Origin of the sequence: Bacterioplanoides sp. (genome assembly GCF_965226395.1) — a bacterium.
Lineage (GTDB): Bacteria > Pseudomonadota > Gammaproteobacteria > Pseudomonadales > Oceanobacteraceae > Bacterioplanoides.
Genome location: NZ_OZ245358.1, coordinates 2,168,359 through 2,190,011, shown reverse-complemented (window position 1 = coordinate 2,190,011; position 21,653 = coordinate 2,168,359). Strand labels below are relative to the sequence as shown.

General features: G+C 48.3%; 20 protein-coding genes. 7 read left to right on the top strand and 13 right to left on the bottom strand.

What is annotated here, in order from left to right; genetic code table 11:
• The first annotated feature begins 177 nt into the window (after positions 1-177).
• Positions 178-1,206: an alcohol dehydrogenase AdhP gene (gene adhP / locus ACO05E_RS10050; RefSeq protein WP_419812796.1), complete on the top strand. Its 1,029-nt coding sequence runs from the start codon at positions 178-180 to the stop codon at positions 1,204-1,206.
• A gap of 82 nt (positions 1,207-1,288) precedes the next feature.
• Here adhP and ACO05E_RS10045 read toward each other — a convergent pair whose 3' ends face one another.
• From ACO05E_RS10045 to xdhA, 9 genes are all read right to left on the bottom strand, one after another.
• The gene (locus tag ACO05E_RS10045) at positions 1,289-2,464 is read right to left on the bottom strand and encodes a urate hydroxylase PuuD (protein WP_419812795.1); all 1,176 of its coding nucleotides are present in this window, start codon (positions 2,462-2,464) and stop codon (positions 1,289-1,291) included.
• Positions 2,464-3,780 (bottom strand): guanine deaminase, encoded by a 1,317-nt coding sequence (guaD, locus tag ACO05E_RS10040; protein WP_419812794.1) that lies wholly within the window; start codon positions 3,778-3,780, stop codon positions 2,464-2,466. The genes ACO05E_RS10045 and guaD overlap by 1 nt, the downstream gene beginning before the upstream one ends.
• A gap of 15 nt (positions 3,781-3,795) precedes the next feature.
• Positions 3,796-4,341, bottom strand: coding sequence for an ureidoglycolate lyase (locus ACO05E_RS10035; protein ID WP_419812793.1), 546 nt, complete (start codon positions 4,339-4,341; stop codon positions 3,796-3,798).
• Position 4,342: 1 nt separating this feature from the next.
• Positions 4,343-4,693 (bottom strand): hydroxyisourate hydrolase, encoded by a 351-nt coding sequence (gene uraH, locus ACO05E_RS10030; protein ID WP_419812792.1) that lies wholly within the window; start codon positions 4,691-4,693, stop codon positions 4,343-4,345.
• A gap of 169 nt (positions 4,694-4,862) precedes the next feature.
• Positions 4,863-5,387 carry a 2-oxo-4-hydroxy-4-carboxy-5-ureidoimidazoline decarboxylase gene (gene uraD, locus ACO05E_RS10025; RefSeq protein WP_419812791.1) on the bottom strand — a complete coding sequence of 175 codons (525 nt, stop codon included), beginning with the start codon at positions 5,385-5,387 and terminating at the stop codon, positions 4,863-4,865.
• A gap of 1 nt (position 5,388) precedes the next feature.
• Positions 5,389-6,501, bottom strand: a complete 1,113-nt coding sequence (gene alc, locus ACO05E_RS10020) for an allantoicase (RefSeq protein ID WP_419812790.1) — start codon at positions 6,499-6,501, stop codon at positions 5,389-5,391.
• Positions 6,502-6,550: 49 nt separating this feature from the next.
• Positions 6,551-7,462, bottom strand: coding sequence for a xanthine dehydrogenase accessory protein XdhC (xdhC, locus tag ACO05E_RS10015; RefSeq protein WP_419812789.1), 912 nt, complete (start codon positions 7,460-7,462; stop codon positions 6,551-6,553).
• Between the two features lie 171 nt (positions 7,463-7,633).
• Entirely contained in the window at positions 7,634-10,030 is a 2,397-nt protein-coding gene (xdhB, locus tag ACO05E_RS10010) for a xanthine dehydrogenase molybdopterin binding subunit (protein ID WP_419812788.1), read from the bottom strand.
• Positions 10,023-11,576 (bottom strand): xanthine dehydrogenase small subunit, encoded by a 1,554-nt coding sequence (gene xdhA / locus ACO05E_RS10005; RefSeq protein WP_419812787.1) that lies wholly within the window; start codon positions 11,574-11,576, stop codon positions 10,023-10,025. Before xdhA ends, xdhB begins: the two co-directional genes overlap by 8 nt.
• Positions 11,577-12,043: 467 nt before the next feature.
• Here xdhA and ACO05E_RS10000 point away from each other — a divergent pair, with 467 nt between their 5' ends.
• The 6 genes from ACO05E_RS10000 to ACO05E_RS09975 all read left to right on the top strand — a co-directional run bounded on the left by ACO05E_RS10000 (position 12,044) and on the right by ACO05E_RS09975 (position 18,462).
• The gene (locus ACO05E_RS10000; RefSeq protein WP_419812786.1) at positions 12,044-13,600 is read left to right on the top strand and encodes an ABC transporter ATP-binding protein; all 1,557 of its coding nucleotides are present in this window, start codon (positions 12,044-12,046) and stop codon (positions 13,598-13,600) included.
• Positions 13,594-14,670 carry an ABC transporter permease gene (locus ACO05E_RS09995; protein WP_419812785.1) on the top strand — a complete coding sequence of 359 codons (1,077 nt, stop codon included), beginning with the start codon at positions 13,594-13,596 and terminating at the stop codon, positions 14,668-14,670. Before ACO05E_RS10000 ends, ACO05E_RS09995 begins: the two co-directional genes overlap by 7 nt.
• Before the next feature lie 17 nt (positions 14,671-14,687).
• Positions 14,688-15,614: an ABC transporter permease gene (locus ACO05E_RS09990; protein WP_419812784.1), complete on the top strand. Its 927-nt coding sequence runs from the start codon at positions 14,688-14,690 to the stop codon at positions 15,612-15,614.
• A gap of 73 nt (positions 15,615-15,687) precedes the next feature.
• Positions 15,688-16,764 (top strand): BMP family ABC transporter substrate-binding protein, encoded by a 1,077-nt coding sequence (locus tag ACO05E_RS09985; RefSeq protein ID WP_419812783.1) that lies wholly within the window; start codon positions 15,688-15,690, stop codon positions 16,762-16,764.
• A 105-nt stretch (positions 16,765-16,869) separates the two neighbouring features.
• Positions 16,870-17,646 carry a hypothetical protein gene (locus ACO05E_RS09980; RefSeq protein ID WP_419812782.1) on the top strand — a complete coding sequence of 259 codons (777 nt, stop codon included), beginning with the start codon at positions 16,870-16,872 and terminating at the stop codon, positions 17,644-17,646.
• Positions 17,647-17,769: 123 nt separating this feature from the next.
• Entirely contained in the window at positions 17,770-18,462 is a 693-nt protein-coding gene (locus tag ACO05E_RS09975; RefSeq protein WP_419812781.1) for a TetR/AcrR family transcriptional regulator, read from the top strand.
• 53 nt (positions 18,463-18,515) lie between these two features.
• Here the strand turns inward: ACO05E_RS09975 and ACO05E_RS09970 are convergent, their stop codons facing one another.
• The 4 genes from ACO05E_RS09970 to ACO05E_RS09955 all read right to left on the bottom strand — a co-directional run bounded on the left by ACO05E_RS09970 (position 18,516) and on the right by ACO05E_RS09955 (position 21,596).
• Positions 18,516-18,884: a type II toxin-antitoxin system VapC family toxin gene (locus ACO05E_RS09970; RefSeq protein ID WP_419812780.1), complete on the bottom strand. Its 369-nt coding sequence runs from the start codon at positions 18,882-18,884 to the stop codon at positions 18,516-18,518.
• An 8-nt stretch (positions 18,885-18,892) separates the two neighbouring features.
• The gene (locus ACO05E_RS09965) at positions 18,893-19,084 is read right to left on the bottom strand and encodes a type II toxin-antitoxin system VapB family antitoxin (protein WP_419812779.1); all 192 of its coding nucleotides are present in this window, start codon (positions 19,082-19,084) and stop codon (positions 18,893-18,895) included.
• A 114-nt stretch (positions 19,085-19,198) separates the two neighbouring features.
• Positions 19,199-19,867 (bottom strand): DsbA family oxidoreductase, encoded by a 669-nt coding sequence (locus ACO05E_RS09960; protein WP_419812778.1) that lies wholly within the window; start codon positions 19,865-19,867, stop codon positions 19,199-19,201.
• Between the two features lie 109 nt (positions 19,868-19,976).
• Positions 19,977-21,596 (bottom strand): long-chain-fatty-acid--CoA ligase, encoded by a 1,620-nt coding sequence (locus tag ACO05E_RS09955; RefSeq protein ID WP_419812777.1) that lies wholly within the window; start codon positions 21,594-21,596, stop codon positions 19,977-19,979.
• Positions 21,597-21,653: the final 57 nt, after the last annotated feature.

The window sequence follows — 21,653 nt, the reverse complement described above, 5'->3', positions numbered from 1 at the left end:
ACACTTTTGTCAGATTGCGCCATTACCTGGCTCTCAGCGGAGGGTATTGATCAGTATCAATACAACCCTTACAGATGTATTGCTACATTATTTTCAAGAAGTCACTCAAGCTCGCGGTGGTGAATTGGGTTCAGGCCTTTCTATCATTCGCTCCGCACCTGCTCAAAGGAATCAGTCATGCAAAAAATGATGAAAGCCGCCGTTGTTACTGAATTTGGCAAACCCCTGGTTATTGATGAAATGCCAGTACCGAAAATCACCCCGGGAAAGATTCTGGTTAAAGTTCACTCTTCTGGTGTGTGCCACACGGATTTACATGCCGCCGAAGGCGATTGGCCGGTTAAGCCCCAGCTGCCCTTTATACCCGGCCATGAAGGTGTGGGCCATGTTGTGGCCGTGGGCGAAGGGGTGACTCATGTGAAAGAAGGTGATCGGGTTGGCGTACCTTGGTTACACACCGCCTGCGGCCACTGCAAACATTGCTTATCCAGCTGGGAAACAGTCTGCGCTGAGCAGCAAAACACGGGCTACTCGGTGAACGGCAGCTATGCCGAATATGTACTTGCAGATCCGGATTATGTCGGTCATTTACCCGACTCGCTCGATTTTAATACGGCGGCTCCGATTTTATGTGCCGGTGTGACTGTCTATAAAGGTCTGAAAGAAACCGATACCAAACCGGGTGATACCGTGGTGATCTCTGGTATTGGTGGCTTAGGGCATCTGGCCGTGCAATATGCCAAGACAATGGGTCTGAATGTGATTGCCGTTGATATTGCTGACGACAAATTAGCGCTGGCTCAAAAAATGGGGGCCGATGCGGTGATTAATGCCACAAAAACCGATCCGGTTGCAGAGGTGGATAAACTTTGCGGCGGTGCCGAGGGTGTACTGGTAACTGCTGTATCCCCAACTGCGTTCCAGCAAGGCACCGGCATGTTATCACCACGCGGAGCCATGTCGCTGGTCGGCTTACCTCCCGGTAATTTTGATCTTAATATTTTTGACACTGTGTTATCCCGCAAAACCATTCGCGGTTCGATTGTTGGTACTCGTATGGATCTGGCTGAGTGTTTAAAGATTGCTGGCGACGGCAAAATCAAAGTGGAATACAGCACTGAGCCGATGGACAATATCAATGATATTTTCGATCGTATGCGCGCTGGTAAGATTGATGGACGAATTGTGATGGAGATTGGTAGCTAACACTTTTATCGCCATCTAAAAAAAGCCGCCGAATCGTTTGATTCGGCGGCTTTCATCAATAACTAAAACAGCGCTGAGCTATTTACTTAGCCAACCACACCAACAGCGCCTGACGCTCGTTATCAGTCATACCCGTCAGGTTGCCTAGTGGCATATAGCCGGTTTGCAGCGCTGGAATGGTTTTATCTTTTACCGCCAAAACCTGCTCGGCACTTTCCAGCACAATTCCCGCCGGTGCGGAGGCAAAGCCCGGATTGGTTGGTTGTTGCGCATGGCAAGCCGTGCAGCGTTGTTCAACAATGGTCATGGCTTGTGCGTCGCTCAGCACCGCTTCGCCTGCTTTGGCTTCAATCTTGGCCGGAGCCATCACCGCCGCCAGTGCCGCCAGCATAACCGCTGCGGCTACCAGAATCATGGGCTTCACTTCACCACGGTGGCGCAGGTTGAAGAAGTGACGCGCAAAAGCGCTGATAAAACCAATCGCCGCTAATACCAGCCAACCGTATTCATGGCTGTAGGTCATTGGGTAGTGGTTACTGATCATGATAAAGATCAGTGGCAGGGTGAAGTAGTTGTTGTGAGTAGAGCGCAGTTTGGCAAACGCACCGTATTTAGGATCAGGAGCTTCACCACGCTGTACCGCCTCTACCAGAGCACGCTGCGACGGCATAATGCCGAAGAATACGTTGCCCGCCATAATGGTACCGATAATTGCACCTACGTGAATATAGGCACCACGCGCCGAAAAAATCTGATTCGCTGCCCAGGAAGCAAACACTAAAATGGCGAATAAAATCAGGCCAAACATTTTGCCGTTATGACGCAGTGGCGAGCGCACCATGAGTTCATAAATACCGACACCCCCGGCAATAAAGCCAAGGCCTGCGGCAATGGCTTCGCCCTGAGTAAAGTCCATGCGGCTACTATCAATTAAAAAGCTTTCAGCGCCGACATAATAAACCACCCATAACATCACCATACCGGTCAGCCAGGTGGTGTAGGCTTCCCATTTGAACCAGTGCAGGTTGGCAGGCATGGCCTCTGGCCCTAATTTGTATTTGGCAACTTCATAAAACCCACCACCGTGAATGGCCCATAAATCACCACCAATGCCTTTGTCTTTTTTCCACTGCGGTGGTTCTTCCAAGCTGTTATCCAGCCAGACAAAATAAAACGATGCACCAATCCAGGCGACACCGGCAATCACGTGAAACCAGCGGAAGAACAGGTTTAACCACTCGTAAAAATACGCTTCCATTATTTGTCCCCATCACGGCTATGTAATTTCTGGCCCGCTACGTAAGTGGATTTCACCGTGCGGTCATCACCCAGAATAATCATGGCAAATAGTTTTTCTGCCAGTGTTTTGCATTTGCTTTGTTTTAACGCCATTAATGGTGTGGCGTTAAAGTCCATCACAATAAAGTCGGCTTCGTTACCAGATTTAAAAGAACCAATTTTGTCGTCCAGCTGTAAAGTACGGGCGTTGCCCAGTGTCGCCAGATACAGGCTCTTTAACGCCGACAGCTTGTTACCGCGCAACTGACAAACCTTATAGGCTTCGTTCAGGGTTTGCAGCATGGAGAAGCTGGTGCCGCCGCCCACATCAGTTGCCACACTGTACGCAACCTGCTCTTTTTCCAGCTCTGCAATATCCAGCAAGCCAGAACCTAAAAACAGATTGGAGGTTGGGCAGAAAGACACACTGGAGCCAGTATCGCGGAAGCGTTCGTGTTCGCGTGGAGTCAGGTGAATACCATGAGCGAATACGCTGCGCTTACCCAACAGGTTGTACTGATCGTAAACGTCGAGATAATCTTTCGATTCCGGGAACAGCTCCTGAACAAAGGCCACTTCGTCTTTGTTTTCCGAGATGTGGGTTTGCATATACACATCCGGGTGCTCTTCTAACAGCTGTCCGGCTTTTTCCAGTTGCTCCGGCGTTGAGGTAATGGCAAAGCGTGGCGTTACGGCATACAGCTGGCGGCCATTACCATGCCAGCGTTCGATCAGCTCTTTACTGTCGTTGTAGCTGCTTTCCACATCGTCACACAGGAATTCCGGCGCGTTACGGTTCATCATCACTTTGCCGCAAATCATGCGGGTATTGCGCTGTTCAGATGCTTCGAAGAAGGCATCAACACTTTGTTTGTGAACCGTGCCAAATACCAGCGCCGTTGTGGTGCCACATTTAACCAATTCATCCAGGAAGAAGTTAGCGATATTGCTGGCGTATTCTTTATCTTCGAACTGGCGCTCTGCCGGGAAGGTGTAATTATTTAACCAGTCGAGTAGCTGCTCACCGTATGAGGCAATCACTTCCACCTGAGGGAAATGAATATGGGTGTCGATCATACCCGGCATAATTAAATGGCCGCTGTAATCAACCATCTCAACGTGCTCAGGCAGATCTTTTTGAATATCGGTAAATGGCCCGGTTTTAATTACCTTGCCGTTTTCGACCACCAGTGCGCCATCTTCAAAAAACTCATAGGCCTGCTCCCCCGCTTTATCCGGATCATCCAGAAAGTGAAGGATGCTGGCTCGATAAACAGTCGTGCTCTCTGTCTTCATAATCACTCTTATTTGTTATAGCTGAATTTCAATCAGCTCATCCTGATTAAAATAAAATTCTTCGCAGTTATTACCTTCGCCTTTACGGTCAACCACCAGGAAATCGCACACTTTATTTAACCCCAGTACCGGGTGGTGCCAGGTATTCATGCGGTAATTGATGCCCTGATTCGGCTGAGCCAGAAACAGGTGTAAATTTTCAGGTGTTAATTCTTCTACCGCATCCGCCACCAGCACCAGATAAGGTTCGCCCGACAGCGGATGAAATGATTGGCTGCCACGCGGGTGGCGTTCCATCATTTCAATACGCATACTGCGCTTGTCGCCTTCACGTTGACCCGGGCGGTTTTCCAAAGGTTGGGTCATACGTGGCTGAGCGCGGAAAATATTAATGACAGCAGTGTCTTCCGGGCGTTCGGTTTGCACTTTCACCAGAGAATCATAACGCTCGGTGTTGCCGTCATTGATCATGATGGGTGTGCTTGTTCCGGCTTCGACCACTTCACCGAAGGGTGCGAATGCTTCGGCGGTTAATGGCTGAGGTTTTAAAATAAAAGTCATATTAACTACCGCGATAAGTCGACATACCATGCGCTGAAATCAGCAGCGGCACATGATAATGCTCGTCCGGGTTTTCAATACGGAATTCAAACGACACGCTTGGGTAAAAACAGGTTAAGCCTTGTTTTTCGAAGTACGGGTCGGTGGCAAACGAGATTTTATAAACCCCGGCTTCACGCTGCTGGCCTGCCAGCCAATCTAAAATACGGCCATCGCTGTTGGTTTCGCCGCTGGCAATTTCAGCCCAGTTACCGTCGCTATCGCGTTTTTCCAGTACAACCGCCATACCGGCAGCCGGCTTGCCTAAATGTGTGTCTAACACGTGTGTGGTGATCGGAGATGGTGCTGACATTGATTATTCCTCATCCCATATTCTAAAAAATATTCTTAAGATTTATAACAATTTACAGATAGATCTTTGAGAGTCGCTGTTAATACATCCCTGTACGCTCGTTCGCGCCATCCATGGAGCCAAGGCTCTCATCAATCTATCTATAAATTGTCATTTAATTTCTTCTTAATTAAGCATCCGGTAATAGCTTATTAATTCGGATAGCGGTGATTTTTGCTTGCTCAGCTGCCGCATTCAGCAACTCTTGCTCGCGCGAATTTGGCAAACGCTGTTCCAGTAAATCCAGCATTTCAGCCGCGGATTTTCCGGTCGCGCAGACGATAAAAATAAAGCCATTTTTATCGTAATACTCGTTATTGCCTTGGGCTAAGCGTTCAATCACGTCATCACTGGCTTCGTTAACAGAGCTTTGTTCACCGGATGCCAGTTTTTTGGTGTGCGCGTATTTGGCTTTTAAGCTCGACACGTCACCAATTTTTGGATGGCCTTCAAACGCCTGCAGAAAATCACTCTCGCCCAGCTTGCTCCATACGGTTTCGGCAACACTCAGGCATTGCTCAACACTCGCATACGGACGCGCTGCGACCATACCCTCAATCCAGTTTTTTGCGGTGCAGCAGTTTTCAAACGCAAACGCGGCATCCTGTTCATTTAACTGGTTAAGTTGTTCTACGGTATAGGTTAAGTCTGCCATGTTATTTACCCGTCACTTTTGCCAGTGATTCAGATGGATAACCCCACAGACGAACACGGCTGATGCCACCATCCGGGTACATTTTTACCCGTACATGGGTAAAGGCCTGATCGTTATTTTGCACTTCTTTTTTGAAGGTATGCTCACGGTCATCATACAAACGCGTACGATCCATAATAGGCTGCCAGTTAATCGCAGACGGCTGAGCACGACCCGCCATTAATGCATCCTGATGGGAATCGGCTTCTAATGCCGCAACGTCCGCAGCCTGTTCATCGGTTAGAACAGCCGCTTCAATGGCAAAGCTATGTGGGTAGTTACCTTTAAAATGCGCGGTATCCACCAGCACTTTTTCAATGCTGCCTTTGGCGGCTAATTTCAGAATCAACCAGTCATTAAAGCGATCTTTTTCAGCATCACCAATGGTACGACGGCGTTTGGTTTCCCAACCATCGCCCATGTTCACGCCACGGCCCGGCATGATCATGTTTTCCATATGGGAGAAGAACATATCGGAACATACAACCGGGCGAGCGCCGTTTTTAATATAAGCCAGGTCAATGAGTTCACCCGGCAGGAATAAATCCGCATCTGGGATCACTTCACCGTACACTTTTAAACGGGCGATACCACCATCCGGGTACATATTCAGACGAACATGAGTCCAGACCTGCTCAGACTCGACGGTAAAATAGTGCGGCGCACCCGGGCCAACTTCGGAGCGAACCACAATTTCAGTCCACTCAGTGTTGTCATCCGGGTTGCCTTCGCTGACACAAGCCTCTAACGACACGCTTTGTGGTGCATTCCCCAGGAAGTGAGCAGTATCGACGTTAACACCACGAATAATGCCCTGCGCACCCAGCTTGATCACACACCAGTCGTATTCCAGACCATCGTCGGTGGTACCGTCTGGCAGAAAACGACGACGACGGCTTTCCCAGCCATCCATCAACTGCCCACGCTCGGTAAATACGCCCTTCTGGAACACCGGCTCTTCCAGCTTCAGCAGATTTTCCATTTCAGCAAAAAAGTCGTTGCTGCAGGCAATCGCCTGACCGCCTAATTTACGGCTGGCCAGATCGGTGTATAAGGTTTCAAACGGGTTTTTCACAGAATCTTCAGTGTTCATAGTGTTTAAATAGTTTCGTTTAAATAAAAAATTAATCTGACAGCTTTAATGATGCACCGGTACCCGTGGTATCCACGCTACGCTGATCATTGGTTAATTCTTGCTTAATGTTTTTCCAGCTCAAGCCGCGTTGTTTGTTATCAATTTGCTTTTTATCAAGCCGATCATTCTCGTCCTGATGCTGCAGTGCAATTAACTCACCAGCGATAGACACGGCTACTTCCATCGGCAATTTACCCGGCACGGCACTGAGTCCTACCGGGCAGATAACCCGTTGAATATCATCCTGGGAAAATTCACGCGCTTCTAAACGGCGAATAAAACGCTGCGCTTTGGTATCGGAACCAATTAAACCAATATGATTTAATCCCGGGTGCTTTAACGCGGCTTCAGTTAATTCATAATCCAGCTGATGGTTATGGGTCAGAATTAATACGTTGGCACCGGCTGGCAGGTTTTCCATTTCATAGGTCGGATCATCACTGACGATGGCATTGATATTGGCTGCGGTTTCAGCCGGAAATAATTCTGCACGGCTATCCACCCAACTCACCTTACACGGTAAGCCTGACAGAATATTCATCAGTGCTTTGGCAACATGGCCTGCGCCAAATACGGCAACCTGAAAATCACACGCAGCAAAGGTTTCAATCAGTACAGTTGCACTGCCACCACAACATTGGCCTAACGAAGCGCCCAATGGGAAGTGATCAATTTGTTGAGAATCGGTATTGGCCACCAGCAACTCACGCGCTTTATTGGTGACAACAAATTCAAGGTGACCACCACCAATGGTGTCGTAGGTTTTTTCGCCGGTAATCACCATTTTGCTGCTTTGATCGCGTGGTGTAGAGCCAGTGCAACCCAATACCGTTACCAGTGCATAGGCTTCGCCTTTATGCTGGCATTTTTGTACAGCGTCAAACCAGTGTTGAGAGCGCATCAGCCATTACCTCCGAAGCGTTTGGTGTCAGTGTCTGAAAATAAGCACAACGGTTGGTTGTTATTGTTCGAGGCCGTCTGCGACATGGATGTCGCAGCCGAGCGTACAGGGACGTATTTACCGCGTGCCTGCGAACAAAAATGACCAACTGAGTTGTGCGTTTTCATAAAATCAGCCTTTTGCCTGCACATCCTGAACGGCAAATAACACACGCTCAGGCGTCGCCGGGGTATCCAAACGCGGATTCAACTTGTAATCACCAACACTGGCAATTGCATCACGAATGGCACTCCACACCGAAATACCGTGCATAAATGGCGGCTCACCTACTGCTTTGGAACGGTACACGGTCGCTTCGCCATTCGGGCGGTCTTCCATCAGCTTCACATTAAACTCAAACGGGGTATCACCCACCGCCGGAATTTTATAGGTCGCCGGGCCATTACTGGTTAAGCGGCCATCGTTATTCCAAACCAGCTCTTCAGTAGTTAACCAACCCATGCCCTGAATAAAGGCACCCTCGATTTGGCCAACATCAATATCCGGGTTTAATGAACGACCAACATCGTGAAGAATATCAACCCGCTGTAAACGATATTCACCGGTTAAGGTATCCACAATGACTTCACTCACCGCCGCACCATTCGCGTAATAATAGAACGGGCGACCTTTACCGGTTTCGCGGTCGTAGTGAATTTTTGGCGTTTTATAAAAACCGGTCGATGACAGCGGCACACGCCCCATATATGCCTGCTGGACAAAATCAGCAAATGGCACACGTTGCTCTTCGCCGTCTTTCTGATACACCAGATGGCTATCGAATAATTTAACGCTGTCAGCATCTGCCTGATAATGCTCATAAGCGAAGGTGAATAATCCTTCTTTAATGCGCAAACAGGCATCACGTGCGGCCATGCCATTTAAATCGGTACCGGAAGAAGCCGCGGTTGGCGAAGTGTTCGGCACTTTATCGGTACGAGTGGCGGATACCTGAATGGTATCCAGATCAACCTGGAATTCTTCGGCCACCACTTGAGCCACTTTCAGGTATAACCCCTGACCCATTTCCGTACCACCGTGGTTCAGATGAATACTGCCATCGGTGTAAATATGAACCAGCGCACCCGCCTGATTTAAAAACTGAACGGTAAAAGAAATACCAAATTTAACCGGCGTTAACGCCAGGCCTTTTTTCAGAATCGGGCTGGTTTTATTAAATTCATTAATCGCTTCACGACGAGCCCAATAATCGGAGCTGGTTTCTAAGTCAGAAATTAATTCTGATAATAAATTGTGCTCAACTTTCTGGCCGTAATGGGTTTCATCACGCGGGTCGATGTCGCCATCCGCCGTACGAATATGATCGTGCGTCACACCGTACAAATTACGCTTACGAATGGTCAGCGGATCTTCCCCTAAATGACGGGCAATATCGTCCATCATTAATTCCGCCAGAATCACACCCTGCGGGCCACCAAAACCACGATACGCGGTGTTCGATACTTTATGTGTTTTTGCCCGATGGCCAGTTACCGTGGCGTTATTCAGATAATAGGCGTTATCGGAATGGAACATGGCACGGTCAACAATCGCGTCACTTAAGTCTGGTGAGTTACCACAATCACCGGTAACCATTAAATCCGCGCCCTGAATAATGCCCTGCTCGTCAAAACCAATATCGTACTGGTTATAGAACGGATGGCGTTTCCCCGTCATCACCATATCGTCGTTACGGGTCATGCGGTACTTCACCGGCTTACCGGTTTTATGCGCCATGATGGCAGCAATACAAGCCAGTGGTGCAGCCTGAGTTTCTTTACCACCAAAACCACCGCCCATACGGCGTACTTCGGCGTGTACTTTATTAATGCTGATACCCAGCACTTCGGCCACTAACTTCTGAACTTCGGTCGGGTGTTGGCTGGAGGTATAAACGTGCATACCACCGTCTTCGGTTGGCATGACCGAACACACCTGGCCTTCAAGGTAAAAGTGCTCCTGACCATTGACGTGCATTTCACCCTGGATGCGGTGCGCGGCATTATTCAGTGCCGTTTCAGAGTCACCGCGTTTATGCTGATGCGTCGGGCGAACGAAGAATTCCTGCTCCAGCGCTTTTTCAACGTCCAGTACCGGTTCTAATACCTCGTACTCGATTTTGGCTTTTTTAACCGCTGCACGGGCAATCTCAATACTGGTGGCGGCCACCGCAAAAATTGGTTGGCCAACGTATTCGCAGGTTTCTTCTACCAACACCGGGTCGCCAGAAAAAACGGGGCCAATGTCAACGTGACCCGGTACATCTTCTACCGTAATCACGTCAACGACCCCCAGGGTTTCTCTAACTGCGAAGAGATCGATCGACTTAATTTTCGCATGTGGGTAAGCACTGCCCCCCACTGCGATGTGCAACTGGTTTGGAAACTCCGGCATGTCATCGACATACACGGCTTTTCCGGAAACGTGTTTCTCAGCACTTTCGTGCTTCATGCTTTGGCCCGTATGACCTTTCAGCTTCTTAGCTTTTTGTGGGCGTTCACGCTCAGGAGCATCAATTAACTTACGCATTGTGATTCTCCATCAGGTTAATAGCGTCGCTGGCAGCCAGCTGGCTGGAGTGGATATTTTCGATACGGGAAATACTGTCAGGCTGGAGCAATTCCAAAGCACACTTCTGCACCAGATTTTTCGCCACTAATAAGCGGTATTCATCACTGGCACGAACATCCGACATCGGCGTAAAGTCCTGAGCCAGTTGCTCCGCCGCCTGACGGAACCGGGTGCCGTTGACCGGCAACCCGGTTAATGCTTTTTCCAGCTCGGTGGCTGCCTTAGGAATCGCTGCCATACCACCGAAACCGGTACTGATTGCAGTTACTTTTTTATTTTCAGATAGCGTGACTTTAAACGCCGCCAGAACTGCAGAGATATCATCTTCCAGACGCTTGGAAATTTTATAAACCTTCAGCTGTTCTTCAGCTTTTAATTTTGGAATCTTAATGGTGCGAATATATTCGCCAGCTTGTAGTGCCGTCTTTTTGTAATCAATAAAGAAGTCTTTCAGGCTTAACCAACGTGAGCCAACTCCAGTAACCGCACCCGGCGCAGACGCCAGTTCAATACAAGCACCCAGCGCTAATAACACCGGTGGTGTATCACCAATCGGAGACGCGTTACCAATATTCCCACCCAATGTGCCGTTATTACGCACCTGACGTGACCCTAAACGGGATAACAGCTGAGCAAATTCCGGGAAGTATTGAGCCAGCAGCGGTTCAACCTCACTGTAGGTCGCAGCAGCACCAATCAGCAGGGCGTGTTCTTCGTCCCGAACCGCTTTCAGCGTGGCAATATTGTTAATTGCGATCAGCTTATCGATGGGCTTAAGGAACTGAGTCACTTCTAACGCCAGATCGGTCGCACCCGCAACCATTCGCGCATCCGGGTGATCCTTGAGGAGGGTTTGCAGCTGTTCTTCGGTCTCTGGTGCCCACGCCTGTTGGCCATTAGCCGAGAAGCCAGCCGTGGTTGATACACCTTCACCCTGGTCAACGGATACCGGGGCATCCGGCTGCCATACCTGTACCGCTTGTGGACGGTTATCCGGGTAATCATTCAGATGGGAAGCGGCTTCGATAATCGGGCGGTAACCAGTACAACGGCATAAGTTGCCCGACAAGGCTTCAATAATCTGATGTTGCGTTGCTTGTTGTTGGCCATCCTGTTGATTGATGGCTTCATGCAACGCCGCCAGAGACATCACAATACCCGGGGTACAGAAGCCACACTGAGAGCCGTGGTAGTCGACCATTGCTTGCTGCGCTGGATGTAGTTGAGCTTCATCACCACGACCAGTCGCCAGAGCATCGATGGTAACAACACTCTTACCGTCCAGCTGAGCAACAAAAGTAATGCAACCGTTGATGGCTTTGTAGTGCCACTGTCCATCCTGCTGCTCGCCCAACAAGATGGAACAGGCACCACAATCGCCCGAACCACACCCTTCTTTTGTACCTGACAGGGACTCCTGAGTACGTAAATAGCGTAATACCGTCATATCACTGGCTACATTTTGTACAACTGTCAGATTCCCATTCAAAAAAAATCGAACCACGTCTGCGCTTGCCTCTTTGTTATCAGGTCAGTGACCCTGGTTATTCAGAGCTTGTAGCAATATTCTGACCAATTAGACAAGTTTATCAGAGTATTGCACGGGAATGCACATATAGAAGATATAAAACTGAATACGCCCGCCAGTCACACCGCGAGTTATTAACCCCGATTTGAACTTTTTACGCCGTTCGTTGTTACCTGATTACTCACCCATATAAATTAACCATTCAGTCAGCTTTGCACCAAAATAATTCAGAGGCTATTTCAGAGCGCACCAGATATGCGCAATATTTTCTGACCGGTTTAAAAGATATTTGTTATTTACTCAGTGTAGACCACAGAATAAACCCGTATATAAGCTGACCTTTCGACCAATTTTTTAATAGAATGCATTCTTTCTTCCGGCTTATTTAAAAATCTGGCAGGCCATTTGCTTTGATTTTTCGACCAGATGGTCAGAAACAACCTATGAAAAGAATCGAATTAAAAAATATCACCAAACGCTACCCCGGCTGCGTAGCAAACGATCAGGTTAACCTGACGGTACACGCCGGTGAGACACATGCGTTATTAGGTGAAAACGGCGCGGGCAAAAGCACTCTGATGAAAATCATTTATGGTGTGGTAGCACCAGATGAAGGTCAGATGCTGTGGCAGGGAGAAAATGTTCGTATCAGTGGTCCGGCATATGCACGTGAGCTGGGTATTGGTATGGTATTTCAGCATTTCTCATTATTTGAAACCTTAACGGTAGCCGAAAACATTGCTCTGAGTATGGCGGCTGACGATGTGACATCCATGGATGAATTAAAACATCGTATTGAAACCGTATCCGAGCGCTACGGCATGAAGCTCGATCCAAACCGTTATGTAAATACGCTGTCGATTGGTGAGCAGCAGCGCGTTGAAATTGTGCGTTGTTTATTACAGGACGTGAAATTATTAATTCTGGATGAACCGACATCCGTATTAACACCACAAGAAGTGGAAGTGTTATTTCACACCCTACGTCAGCTGGCTGAAGAAGGCTGCAGTATTTTATTTATTTCACACAAACTGGATGAAGTCCGGGCTCTGTGTGATAACGCCACCATTTTGCGCGGCGGTAAAGTCACTGGTGATTGTGATCCACGCACCACATCAACCGAAGAAATTGCTCGTTTAATGGTGGGTGACGATACACCACTGAGTGAGAACTACGAACGTGCTCAGGGCGCAGATGCTTTCCTGAGTATTCGCGAGCTGGATTTTAAATCCGATGATCCGTTTGCCACCTCATTAAAGAACCTGAATCTGGAAGTTAAATCCGGCGAAATTCTCGGTATTGCCGGAGTTGCCGGTAACGGCCAGGAAGAATTATTAAACCTGATCAGTGGTGAAGAAACCTGTAACGCTAATCAGGTATTTTTTGCCAATCAAGCGGTAGGCAATTTAGGGCCAGAAAAACGCCGTTTAGCCGGATTAGGATTTGTTCCGGAAGAACGTCTGGGCCGTGGTGCAGTTCCGGATATGTCGCTGGAAGACAACGGTTTATTAACCGGCTACCAGGGTGACCTGACCAATAAAGGCTGGATTAATAAAAGCAAGGTCAAAGCCTTTGCCGAAAAAATCATCGATCAGTTTAATGTAAAAACCGCAGGCAGCCATGCTCAGGCGAAATCGCTGTCGGGTGGTAATCTGCAAAAATTTATTATCGGCCGGGAAATGCTGCAAAACCCCAAACTGTTGGTGTGCTCTCACCCAACCTGGGGCGTAGATATTGGTGCCGCGATTTTAATTCGTCACGCCCTGATTGAATTGCGTGATAAAGGTGCTGCGATTCTGGTGGTATCCGAAGATATCGACGAACTGTATTCCATCAGCGACCGCATTTGTGCCATCTGTGATGGCCGTCTGTCGCCGGTTGCCAATACCGACGACGTCTCTATTAATCAACTGGGACTGTGGATGGCCGGTGATTTTAATCATCAGGTAACCGATTCCTCGTCATCATCCACTGCAGAACCGGATCCATCATTATGCTAACTCTGGAAAAACGCCCGTCTGACAGCCAGACGATGTCGTACTTATCGCCACTGTTGGCGATTCTGCTGACCCTGTTCAGTGGCGCTGTTTTATTTACCGCCATGGGTAAAGACCCATTGGCCTCGCTATACACCTTTTTTGTATCACCTCTGAGTGATTTATACGGCTGGACTGAGCTGGGAACCAAAGCCGGGCCATTACTGTTATGCGCCATGGGCCTGATGCTCTGCTTTAAAGCAAAAATCTGGAATATTGGTGCCGAAGGTCAGTTTATTTTAGGTGGCTTAGGCGGCGGTTATATCGCACTGGAATTAATGGAAGCAGAAGGCATCTGGGTATTACCGACTATTTTAATTGCCGGTGCTTTTTGTGGCATGGCCTGGGCGGCATTAGCGGCATTATTAAAAACCCGCTTTAATGCCAACGAAATTTTAACCACCATCATGCTGAATTACATTGCCTTAAACTGGTTATTGTATGGCGTGCACGGGCCGTTAAAAGACCCGGCAGGCTTTAACTTTCCTGAATCGGCTATTTTTTCTGAAGCGGCGACACTGCCACTGATTTTTGAAGATTACCGATTAAATATCAGTATTTTCTTTGCGCTGTTTGCGATGGCAACCATCTGGACCTTGATGTCTCGCAGCATGATGGGATTCCAGATCTCAGTATTAGGTGAAGATCAGTCAGCTGCTCGTTTTGCTGGATTTAACGGTAAGCGCCTGACCTGGCTGGCACTGCTTGCCTGTGGTGCGCTGGCGGGCCTGGCTGGTGTCAGCGAAGTAACGGGCACGGTTGGTCAGTTGACCCCTTATATCTCCCCGGGATACGGCTATGCCGCCATTATTGTTGCCTTTTTAGGGCGTATGCACCCACTGGGTATTTTATTTGCCAGCATGTTGTTAGCCCTGACCTATATGGGGGGCGAAATGGCGCAGATGGATTTAGGCCTGCCTAAATCTCTGACCGGATTATTCCAGGGCATGTTGCTGTTTTATTTATTGGCCTGCGATCTGCTGATCAGTTATCGCATTGTAAAAGTTAAGAAAAGCCCGGCAGTTGCAGGCTAAAGGCAAAGGTTTTAAAGATGGATTTCGATCTGATTGTTAATATTTTATTTGCCACCATTCGTACCGGTACGCCATTAATTTTAATTGCACTGGGTGAAATGGTTGCAGAAAAATCCGGCGTGTTAAACCTGGGTCAGGAAGGCATGGTACTGATGGGCGCGGTCTGTGGCTTTATGGCTGCGGTTGTTACCGGCAATGCCGGCATGGGCGTTATCGCGGCCATTATTGCTGGCATGGTGGTATCACTGTTATTCGGCTTCCTGGCAATTTCTCTGGTCACCAACCAGGTAGCGACCGGTTTGGCCTTAACCATTTTTGGTATTGGCTTAAGCGCTTTTCTGGGTGCCGGTTATGTCGGTATGGCGATTGAAGGCATTACTCCGTGGGAAATTCCGTTGCTGAGCGATATCCCTGTGATTGGCAAAATTTTATTCAGCCATGATCCGCTGGTGTACTTATCCTGGATTTTATTTGGTCTTATTTTCTGGTGCTTCCGCAGCACTCGTGTGGGCCTGACGGTACGTGCCGTAGGTGAAAACCCGGAAGCCGCCAACGCCATTGGTATCCCGGTGATGAAAGTCCGCTATGGCGCTGTGTTATTTGGCGGCGCAATGGCTGGTCTGGCGGGTGGCTATTTATCTCTGGCCTACACCCCAATGTGGAACGAAGGCATGTCAGCGGGCCGTGGCTGGATTGCACTGGCTCTGGTGGTATTCGCCAGCTGGAAAGCCGAACGAATTTTACTGGGAGCGTATTTATTTGGTGCTGCCAGCATCATGCACCTGGTATTGCAGGGACTGGGCTTTGAAGCCTCACCGAACCTGCTGGCTATGTTGCCGTACATCGCCACCATCATTGTATTGGTAGTGATCGCCAGCGACTCGATTAAAGCCAAACTCAGTACACCATTAGCACTGGGGCAGCCGTATCGCCCGCAAGTGTGACGATTGATAAGCACGAAGATTTTAAAACCAAAAAAAGATGTAAAAACTACTACCAAAGAGAAAGGAGACCATGATGGGTCGTAATAAAATCGCAACGCTGATTTCAGCAGCAACTCTGGCACTGGGTGCCAGCTTTGTGAATGCCGAAGATCCACTGAAAATCGGCTTCGTCTATGTAGGCCCAACCGGTGATGCCGGCTGGACTTACGCTCACGATGAAGCGCGTAAATACATGGAAGAGCAATTGGGTGACAAAGTTGAAACCAGCTATGTTGAAAGTGTTGCTGAAGGTCCGGATGCTGAGCGCGTAATTCGTCGTCTGGCAAAAGATCATGGTCTGATTTTCACCACGTCTTTTGGTTATATGAACCCAACGTTGAAAGTGGCGAAAAAATTCCCGAAAGTAAAATTCGAGCACGCTACCGGTTATAAGCAATCAAAAAACATGGGTACTTACTTTACCCGTGCTTATCAGGGCCGTTACCTGACTGGCCTGGTTGCCGGTAAAATGACCAAGTCAAACGTATTGGGTTATGTGGCTTCTTTCCCGATTCCGGAAGTCATTCGTGGTATTAACGCGTTCACCAAAGGCGCTAAAGAAGTTAACCCGGATGTGACCGTTAAAGTAGTATGGGCCAGCACCTGGTATGACCCGGCTAAAGAGCGTGAAGCGGCTGAAACTCTGATGCTGCAAGGCGCAGATATCCTGACTCAGCACACTGACTCCGCTGCCGTTATTCAGGCAGCAGAATCAAAAGGTAAATTTGCTATTGGTTACCACTCAGACATGAGCGCTTATGGTGAAAAAGCACACCTGACTGCTGCGGTTCATAACTGGGGCGACCTGTACACCCAAAAAGCTCAGGCTGTGATCGACGGCAGCTGGAAAGCAGAAGATGTCTGGACCGGTATTGCCGAAGGTTCAACCGATTTAGCACCATTTAACGATGCCGTTCCTGCGGATGTTCGCGAACTGGTTAAAGCGAAAAAAGCGGCGATTAAAGCCGGTGAAGCACGCGTATTTGATGGCCCGGTTACCGCACAAGACGGTTCTGTAAAAGCTAAAGACGGTGAATCTCTGTCTGACGGTGATCTGCAGGGTATGAACTGGTACATCGATGGTGTTGAAGGCAAACTGCCTCAATCTTAATCGTATTTTTTTATTTTTAAATTGATTTAAAAACTTCCCGGTAGTATGAAAAAACCAGTAAGGTTTATTCGCTTGCCGGGGCTTTAAAACCTCTGGAGAGAGACTATGAAAAAGCAATTATTAACCGCCGCCATTATCGCAGCTTCTGCTGCCAGTGCTTCTGCTGAGCAATTCTGGGCAGATAACAGCGTATCTCTGCTGTACGGTTCTGACTACACCATGACGCCAGCAAACGGTGAAGAAAACACCATCACCACAATGACTCTGGAGCACGTTTCTGGTCATAGCTGGGGTGGCCTGTTCTTATTCGTAGACCGTCTGAACGGCGAAAGCGATTACCATGAGACTTACGGTGAATTTTCTCCAAAATTCACTCTGACTTCATTTGAAGACAGCGTCGTAAAAAATATTAACGCTGCATTCACCTATGAATTCAGCAGCTCAACTGTCGGTCAAAATGGCAGTGGCTTCAGCCAGGATAACTACCTGTACGGTGTTGGTGCTGACCTGGCAATCCCAGGTATGGATTTCGCCAGCGTGACTTACTACTATTCCCAACGTAACACCAACTTTGATAACGGTGATAACGACCATCAGATCACTCTGACTTACGGTTGGTCTGAAGGTAACTTCGCTATCGATGGCTTCCTGGACTGGTCAACCGGTACTGAAGATCACGATGCTGAGCTGAACTTCACGCCACAGCTGACCTATAACCTGGGGCCAATGCTGGGCGTTCAGAACAAAGTTAAACTGGGTATTGAATACAGCTACTGGAACAACAAGTTTGGTGTACCAGTTAGCAACCCATTTGATGGCATCGAAAAAGACAGCGACCGCGACCAGAACGCAGTTAGCCTGTTGCTGAAAGTTCACCTGTAAGCCCAACGCTGATCAGGAAACAAAGGGACGCATTGTCGTCCCTTTTTTATCTCACCAGGGCTGGTGTGTGTTAGACTGGCCTGACCTTTTTTGTCTGTCACTACACTTTTGGCAGGAAACGGAATGACGAAGCAAAAGTATAAGCCGGGTAAGATCCGCGAACGTAACAACGAAAATATTCTGGCAGCAGCCGAGCAGGAATTTGTACTGCATGGCTTTAAAGGCACCAGCATGCAATCCATTGCTGACCGTGCCGGTGTTCCAAAAGCCAATATTCATTATTATTTTAAAAACAAAGCCAATTTATATCGCGCTTTATTAGAAAATATTATGCAGGTGTGGAATGAAGTGTTATCCGACATCACACCTGACAGTGATCCGGCGGATGTATTAAGCCGCTTTATCCGATCCAAAGTTCATTTATCCTATACCAACCCAAACGCTTCTAAAATTTTTGCGATGGAAATTATTCAGGGCGCTCCACACTTACGCGAGCACCTGAGCCAGAATATGCGTACCTGGGTAAAAGAAAAAACCAGCGTTATTCAAAGCTGGATTGATCAGGGAAAAATTCGTCCGGTTGACCCAACACATCTGATTTTTATGATCTGGTCGACCACTCAGCATTATGCTGATTTTGAAACCCAGATTCTCGAAGTGTTAAATAAGCGCCAGTATGAGCCGGATGATATTGATCAGATCACGGACTTCCTGATTGATATGACTTTTTCTCGTTTAGGATTAGAAAAACCGGAGCTTGAACCTTTCCGGGTTGAAAGCAGTGAGCCTGAAAGTGCAGAGGTTATTGCTGAATAGAACGTGAGTTTAAGAATTTGCGCCCTATATGAATTAGGGCGCATTGATGTTTTTCACAGCCGAAAAGTCGCTGAAAATTCATCCGCTAACTGATTAAGACGCTTATCATAAGTCCAGAGTTGGGAGGCGGGTGTCAGCAGCACCGACGCTAGCAGCGTCATATCCACATAACCACAACCACGTCCATACAGTTTCCGATTTTCAATAAAATCGAGCACTTCAGATACATTGGCCTGAGTGGCATGCCTGAGCAAACTCAGATCTTTCAAAGTCTGTTCTCTTTTAGGTGGCGTACCACAAGCCAGTTCAGCTATCACAAATGGATGAACCAGAACTTCATCCATCTTTAATAACGAGCTTAACTCAGCATTACCAACACGGAAATGCTCAACCCAAACCGAAGTATCGACCAGTACAGCCATCGAGTTCGTTACCCCTGTTCACGGGGAATGACTGGCATATCGGGAGCGCTACCGCCGAGTGCAGCCAGACGTTTAGCAGCCTGCACCCGAATGTAGGTTTGAATGGCCTCACGGAATAGATCGGCCTTTTCGATACCAGGCTCTGATAAGTCCAGTGCCTGATCATATAAGGTGTCATCAATGGTTACTGTAGTGCGCATAATATTAGCCTCCAACATCTTATTTGATGTTAGTATGCATCAAATACTGCACCACAACAAACCAAAGCACCACAGTAGTCTATGTAACGCAACAAGCTGCCACATCACTCATACTTATGCCGCTTGCTCATCCAACACCTGCTGAATAGCACGCTTAAAAACATCAACCGGCTGACCACCACTCACCAGATACTTATTCGCCAGAATCACTCCGGGCACGGAGCTAATCCCCATCTGCTGAAACTGTTGTTGCTCGGCGCGAACGGCACCGGCATAGGTTTGCTGCGCTAATACCTGCTGCGCATCCTGAGCGGATAAACCCACACTCACAGCAATATCCACCAGATTCTCACCAACGCTGACATCCACACCATCGCGGAAGTAGGCGGTAAACAATGCCATTTTAAGCTGAGTTTGCAGGTCGTCGGCATAGCCCGGGCTTTCCTGTAATTCACCGGCCCAGGTTAATAGCTGATGGGCATTAAAAGTATTCACGATGCGTTGCTGATCGTGATGATTAAACTCAAACCCCAGCTCGTTGCCCAATTGGCTCAGGCGTTCACGATTGGCGCGGCTTTCTTCTTCAGTGCTGCCGTACTTTTCGGCCAGATGTTCGCTGAGGTTCTGTCCTTCAGCGGGCATATTCGGATTCAGTTCAAACGGATGCCAGCGGATTTGTATTCCAGCTTCAGGGAAAGATTGTGCCGCCTGTTTCAGTGCCGAATAACCAATCGCACACCATGGGCACATTACATCAGAGATAATATCGATTTGCAGAGCCATACAAAAAACGCCTGTGTCTATAAAACTGAAACCAGTATGACACAGGCGTTTGCTGACAAGTTCCGCAGTTTATGGAACGCTGTTTATCAGGGCGATCCGGGGTTGGTGCTTAAGACATCAAAAGATCGTGGTACTGCTCACGCAGTGGCACCTTATGCAGCTTACCGGTTGCGGTATGGGGTAATTCCTCCACAAACAAAACCTTGTCCGGCATCCACCATTTCACAATTTTATCGTCCAGATACGCTTTCACATCATCTTCATTGAGTGATGATCCCGCTTGCTTAATGGCTAACAACACCGGGCGCTCATCCCATTTCGGATGAGGAACACCAATCACACAACACTCGCTAAGCTCCGGATGGCCGACCGCAATATTCTCCATATCAATCGAGCTGATCCATTCGCCACCGGATTTGATCACGTCCTTGGAGCGGTCAACAATATTGAGGTAGTTATGCTCGTCGATGGTGGCAACATCACCGGTATCAAACCAGCCGTCTATAAAGCTGTCGGATGCTTCGTTTTTATAGTAACCCTTCACAATCCAGGGACCGCGCACTAACAGGCGCCCTGACGCTACACCGTCACGTGGCAGTTCCTGATGATTGTCATCCACAATCTTCATTTCTACCCCATACACAGGCCGTCCTTGTTTGGCCTGTAACAGATAGCGTTCTTCCAGTGGCAGAGCTTCCATATGTTTATTGTGCGAGTTGAGGGTACCCACTGGGCTCATTTCAGTCATACCCCAGGCATGAATTAAAAACGCATCATGCTTTTCCTGAAACGCGCGAATCATTGAGATTGGTGCTGCGGAACCACCCACAATCACATTCTCTACTGAATCGAGTTTTTTACCGATGCTATCCATATGATTCAGCAACATCAGCCAGACTGTTGGCACACCCAATAAAAGATCGGGTTTTTCTGCTTCAATTAATTCCCACAGCGAAGCACCGTCCATTCCCGGCCCAGGGAAAACCTGCTTCGCACCGGTTATAGCCGCGGAGTAAGGTGTTCCCCAGGCATTTACATGGAACATGGGAACTACGGGTAAGAAGCAAGTCGAAGAGGCCATACCCATCACTTCTTCCCCCACCGACGCCAGCGCATGTAATACCGTTGAGCGATGACTGTATAACACACCTTTCGGGTTGCCAGTGGTGCCGGAGGTATAACACATGGAACAGGCGCTGCGCTCATCAAACTCCGGCCACTGGAACTGATCCGATTCCGCAGCTAACAGGGTTTCATAACAATGTGCATTCGCCAGGCTGGTGTCTGGCATCTTGTCTTCATCACATAAAATAATGAATTTCTCGACACCCGAAATCTGATCCTGAATGGCCTCTAATAACGGCACAAACGTCAGATCAACAAACACTAAGCGATCTTCAGCGTGATTAATAATATAAACCAGCTGCTCAGCAAATAAGCGCGGGTTAATGGTATGCAGTACGGCACCAGTACCTGAGATGCCATAATACAGCTCAAAGTGGCGATAATTATTCCACGCCAGTGTCGCAACCCGATCACCCTGCTGAATACCATAACGCGTCAGCAGGTTGGCAATACGCCGTGCCCGACCGGCAGCATCTTTCATGGTATAGCGGTGGATATCGCCTTCGCAGCGGCGACTGACAATCTCGGCTGAGCCGTGGGTGGATTCTGCATGTTCCAGCAGCGTAGACACCAATAATGGGCTATCCATCATCAGACCTAACATAACAACCTCCTGTTACTGATATTTATCTTTATTTTTTCAGGAGTATTGACAGTAATC

Bases quoted from the DNA above. Each gene is read 5' to 3' on its own strand.
- adhP (WP_419812796.1), top strand. From the start codon at position 178: ATGCAAAAAATGATGAAAGCCGCCGTTGTTACTGAATTTGGCAAACCC.
- ACO05E_RS10045 (WP_419812795.1), bottom strand. From the start codon at position 2,464: ATGGAAGCGTATTTTTACGAGTGGTTAAACCTGTTCTTCCGCTGGTTT.
- guaD (WP_419812794.1), bottom strand. From the start codon at position 3,780: ATGAAGACAGAGAGCACGACTGTTTATCGAGCCAGCATCCTTCACTTT.
- ACO05E_RS10035 (WP_419812793.1), bottom strand. From the start codon at position 4,341: ATGACTTTTATTTTAAAACCTCAGCCATTAACCGCCGAAGCATTCGCA.
- uraH (WP_419812792.1), bottom strand. From the start codon at position 4,693: ATGTCAGCACCATCTCCGATCACCACACACGTGTTAGACACACATTTA.
- uraD (WP_419812791.1), bottom strand. From the start codon at position 5,387: ATGGCAGACTTAACCTATACCGTAGAACAACTTAACCAGTTAAATGAA.
- xdhC (WP_419812789.1), bottom strand. From the start codon at position 7,462: ATGCGCTCTCAACACTGGTTTGACGCTGTACAAAAATGCCAGCATAAA.
- xdhB (WP_419812788.1), bottom strand. From the start codon at position 10,030: ATGCGTAAGTTAATTGATGCTCCTGAGCGTGAACGCCCACAAAAAGCT.
- ACO05E_RS10000 (WP_419812786.1), top strand. From the start codon at position 12,044: ATGAAAAGAATCGAATTAAAAAATATCACCAAACGCTACCCCGGCTGC.
- ACO05E_RS09995 (WP_419812785.1), top strand. From the start codon at position 13,594: ATGCTAACTCTGGAAAAACGCCCGTCTGACAGCCAGACGATGTCGTAC.
- ACO05E_RS09990 (WP_419812784.1), top strand. From the start codon at position 14,688: ATGGATTTCGATCTGATTGTTAATATTTTATTTGCCACCATTCGTACC.
- ACO05E_RS09985 (WP_419812783.1), top strand. From the start codon at position 15,688: ATGGGTCGTAATAAAATCGCAACGCTGATTTCAGCAGCAACTCTGGCA.
- ACO05E_RS09980 (WP_419812782.1), top strand. From the start codon at position 16,870: ATGAAAAAGCAATTATTAACCGCCGCCATTATCGCAGCTTCTGCTGCC.
- ACO05E_RS09975 (WP_419812781.1), top strand. From the start codon at position 17,770: ATGACGAAGCAAAAGTATAAGCCGGGTAAGATCCGCGAACGTAACAAC.
- ACO05E_RS09970 (WP_419812780.1), bottom strand. From the start codon at position 18,884: ATGGCTGTACTGGTCGATACTTCGGTTTGGGTTGAGCATTTCCGTGTT.
- ACO05E_RS09965 (WP_419812779.1), bottom strand. From the start codon at position 19,084: ATGCGCACTACAGTAACCATTGATGACACCTTATATGATCAGGCACTG.
- ACO05E_RS09960 (WP_419812778.1), bottom strand. From the start codon at position 19,867: ATGGCTCTGCAAATCGATATTATCTCTGATGTAATGTGCCCATGGTGT.
- ACO05E_RS09955 (WP_419812777.1), bottom strand. From the start codon at position 21,596: ATGTTAGGTCTGATGATGGATAGCCCATTATTGGTGTCTACGCTGCTG.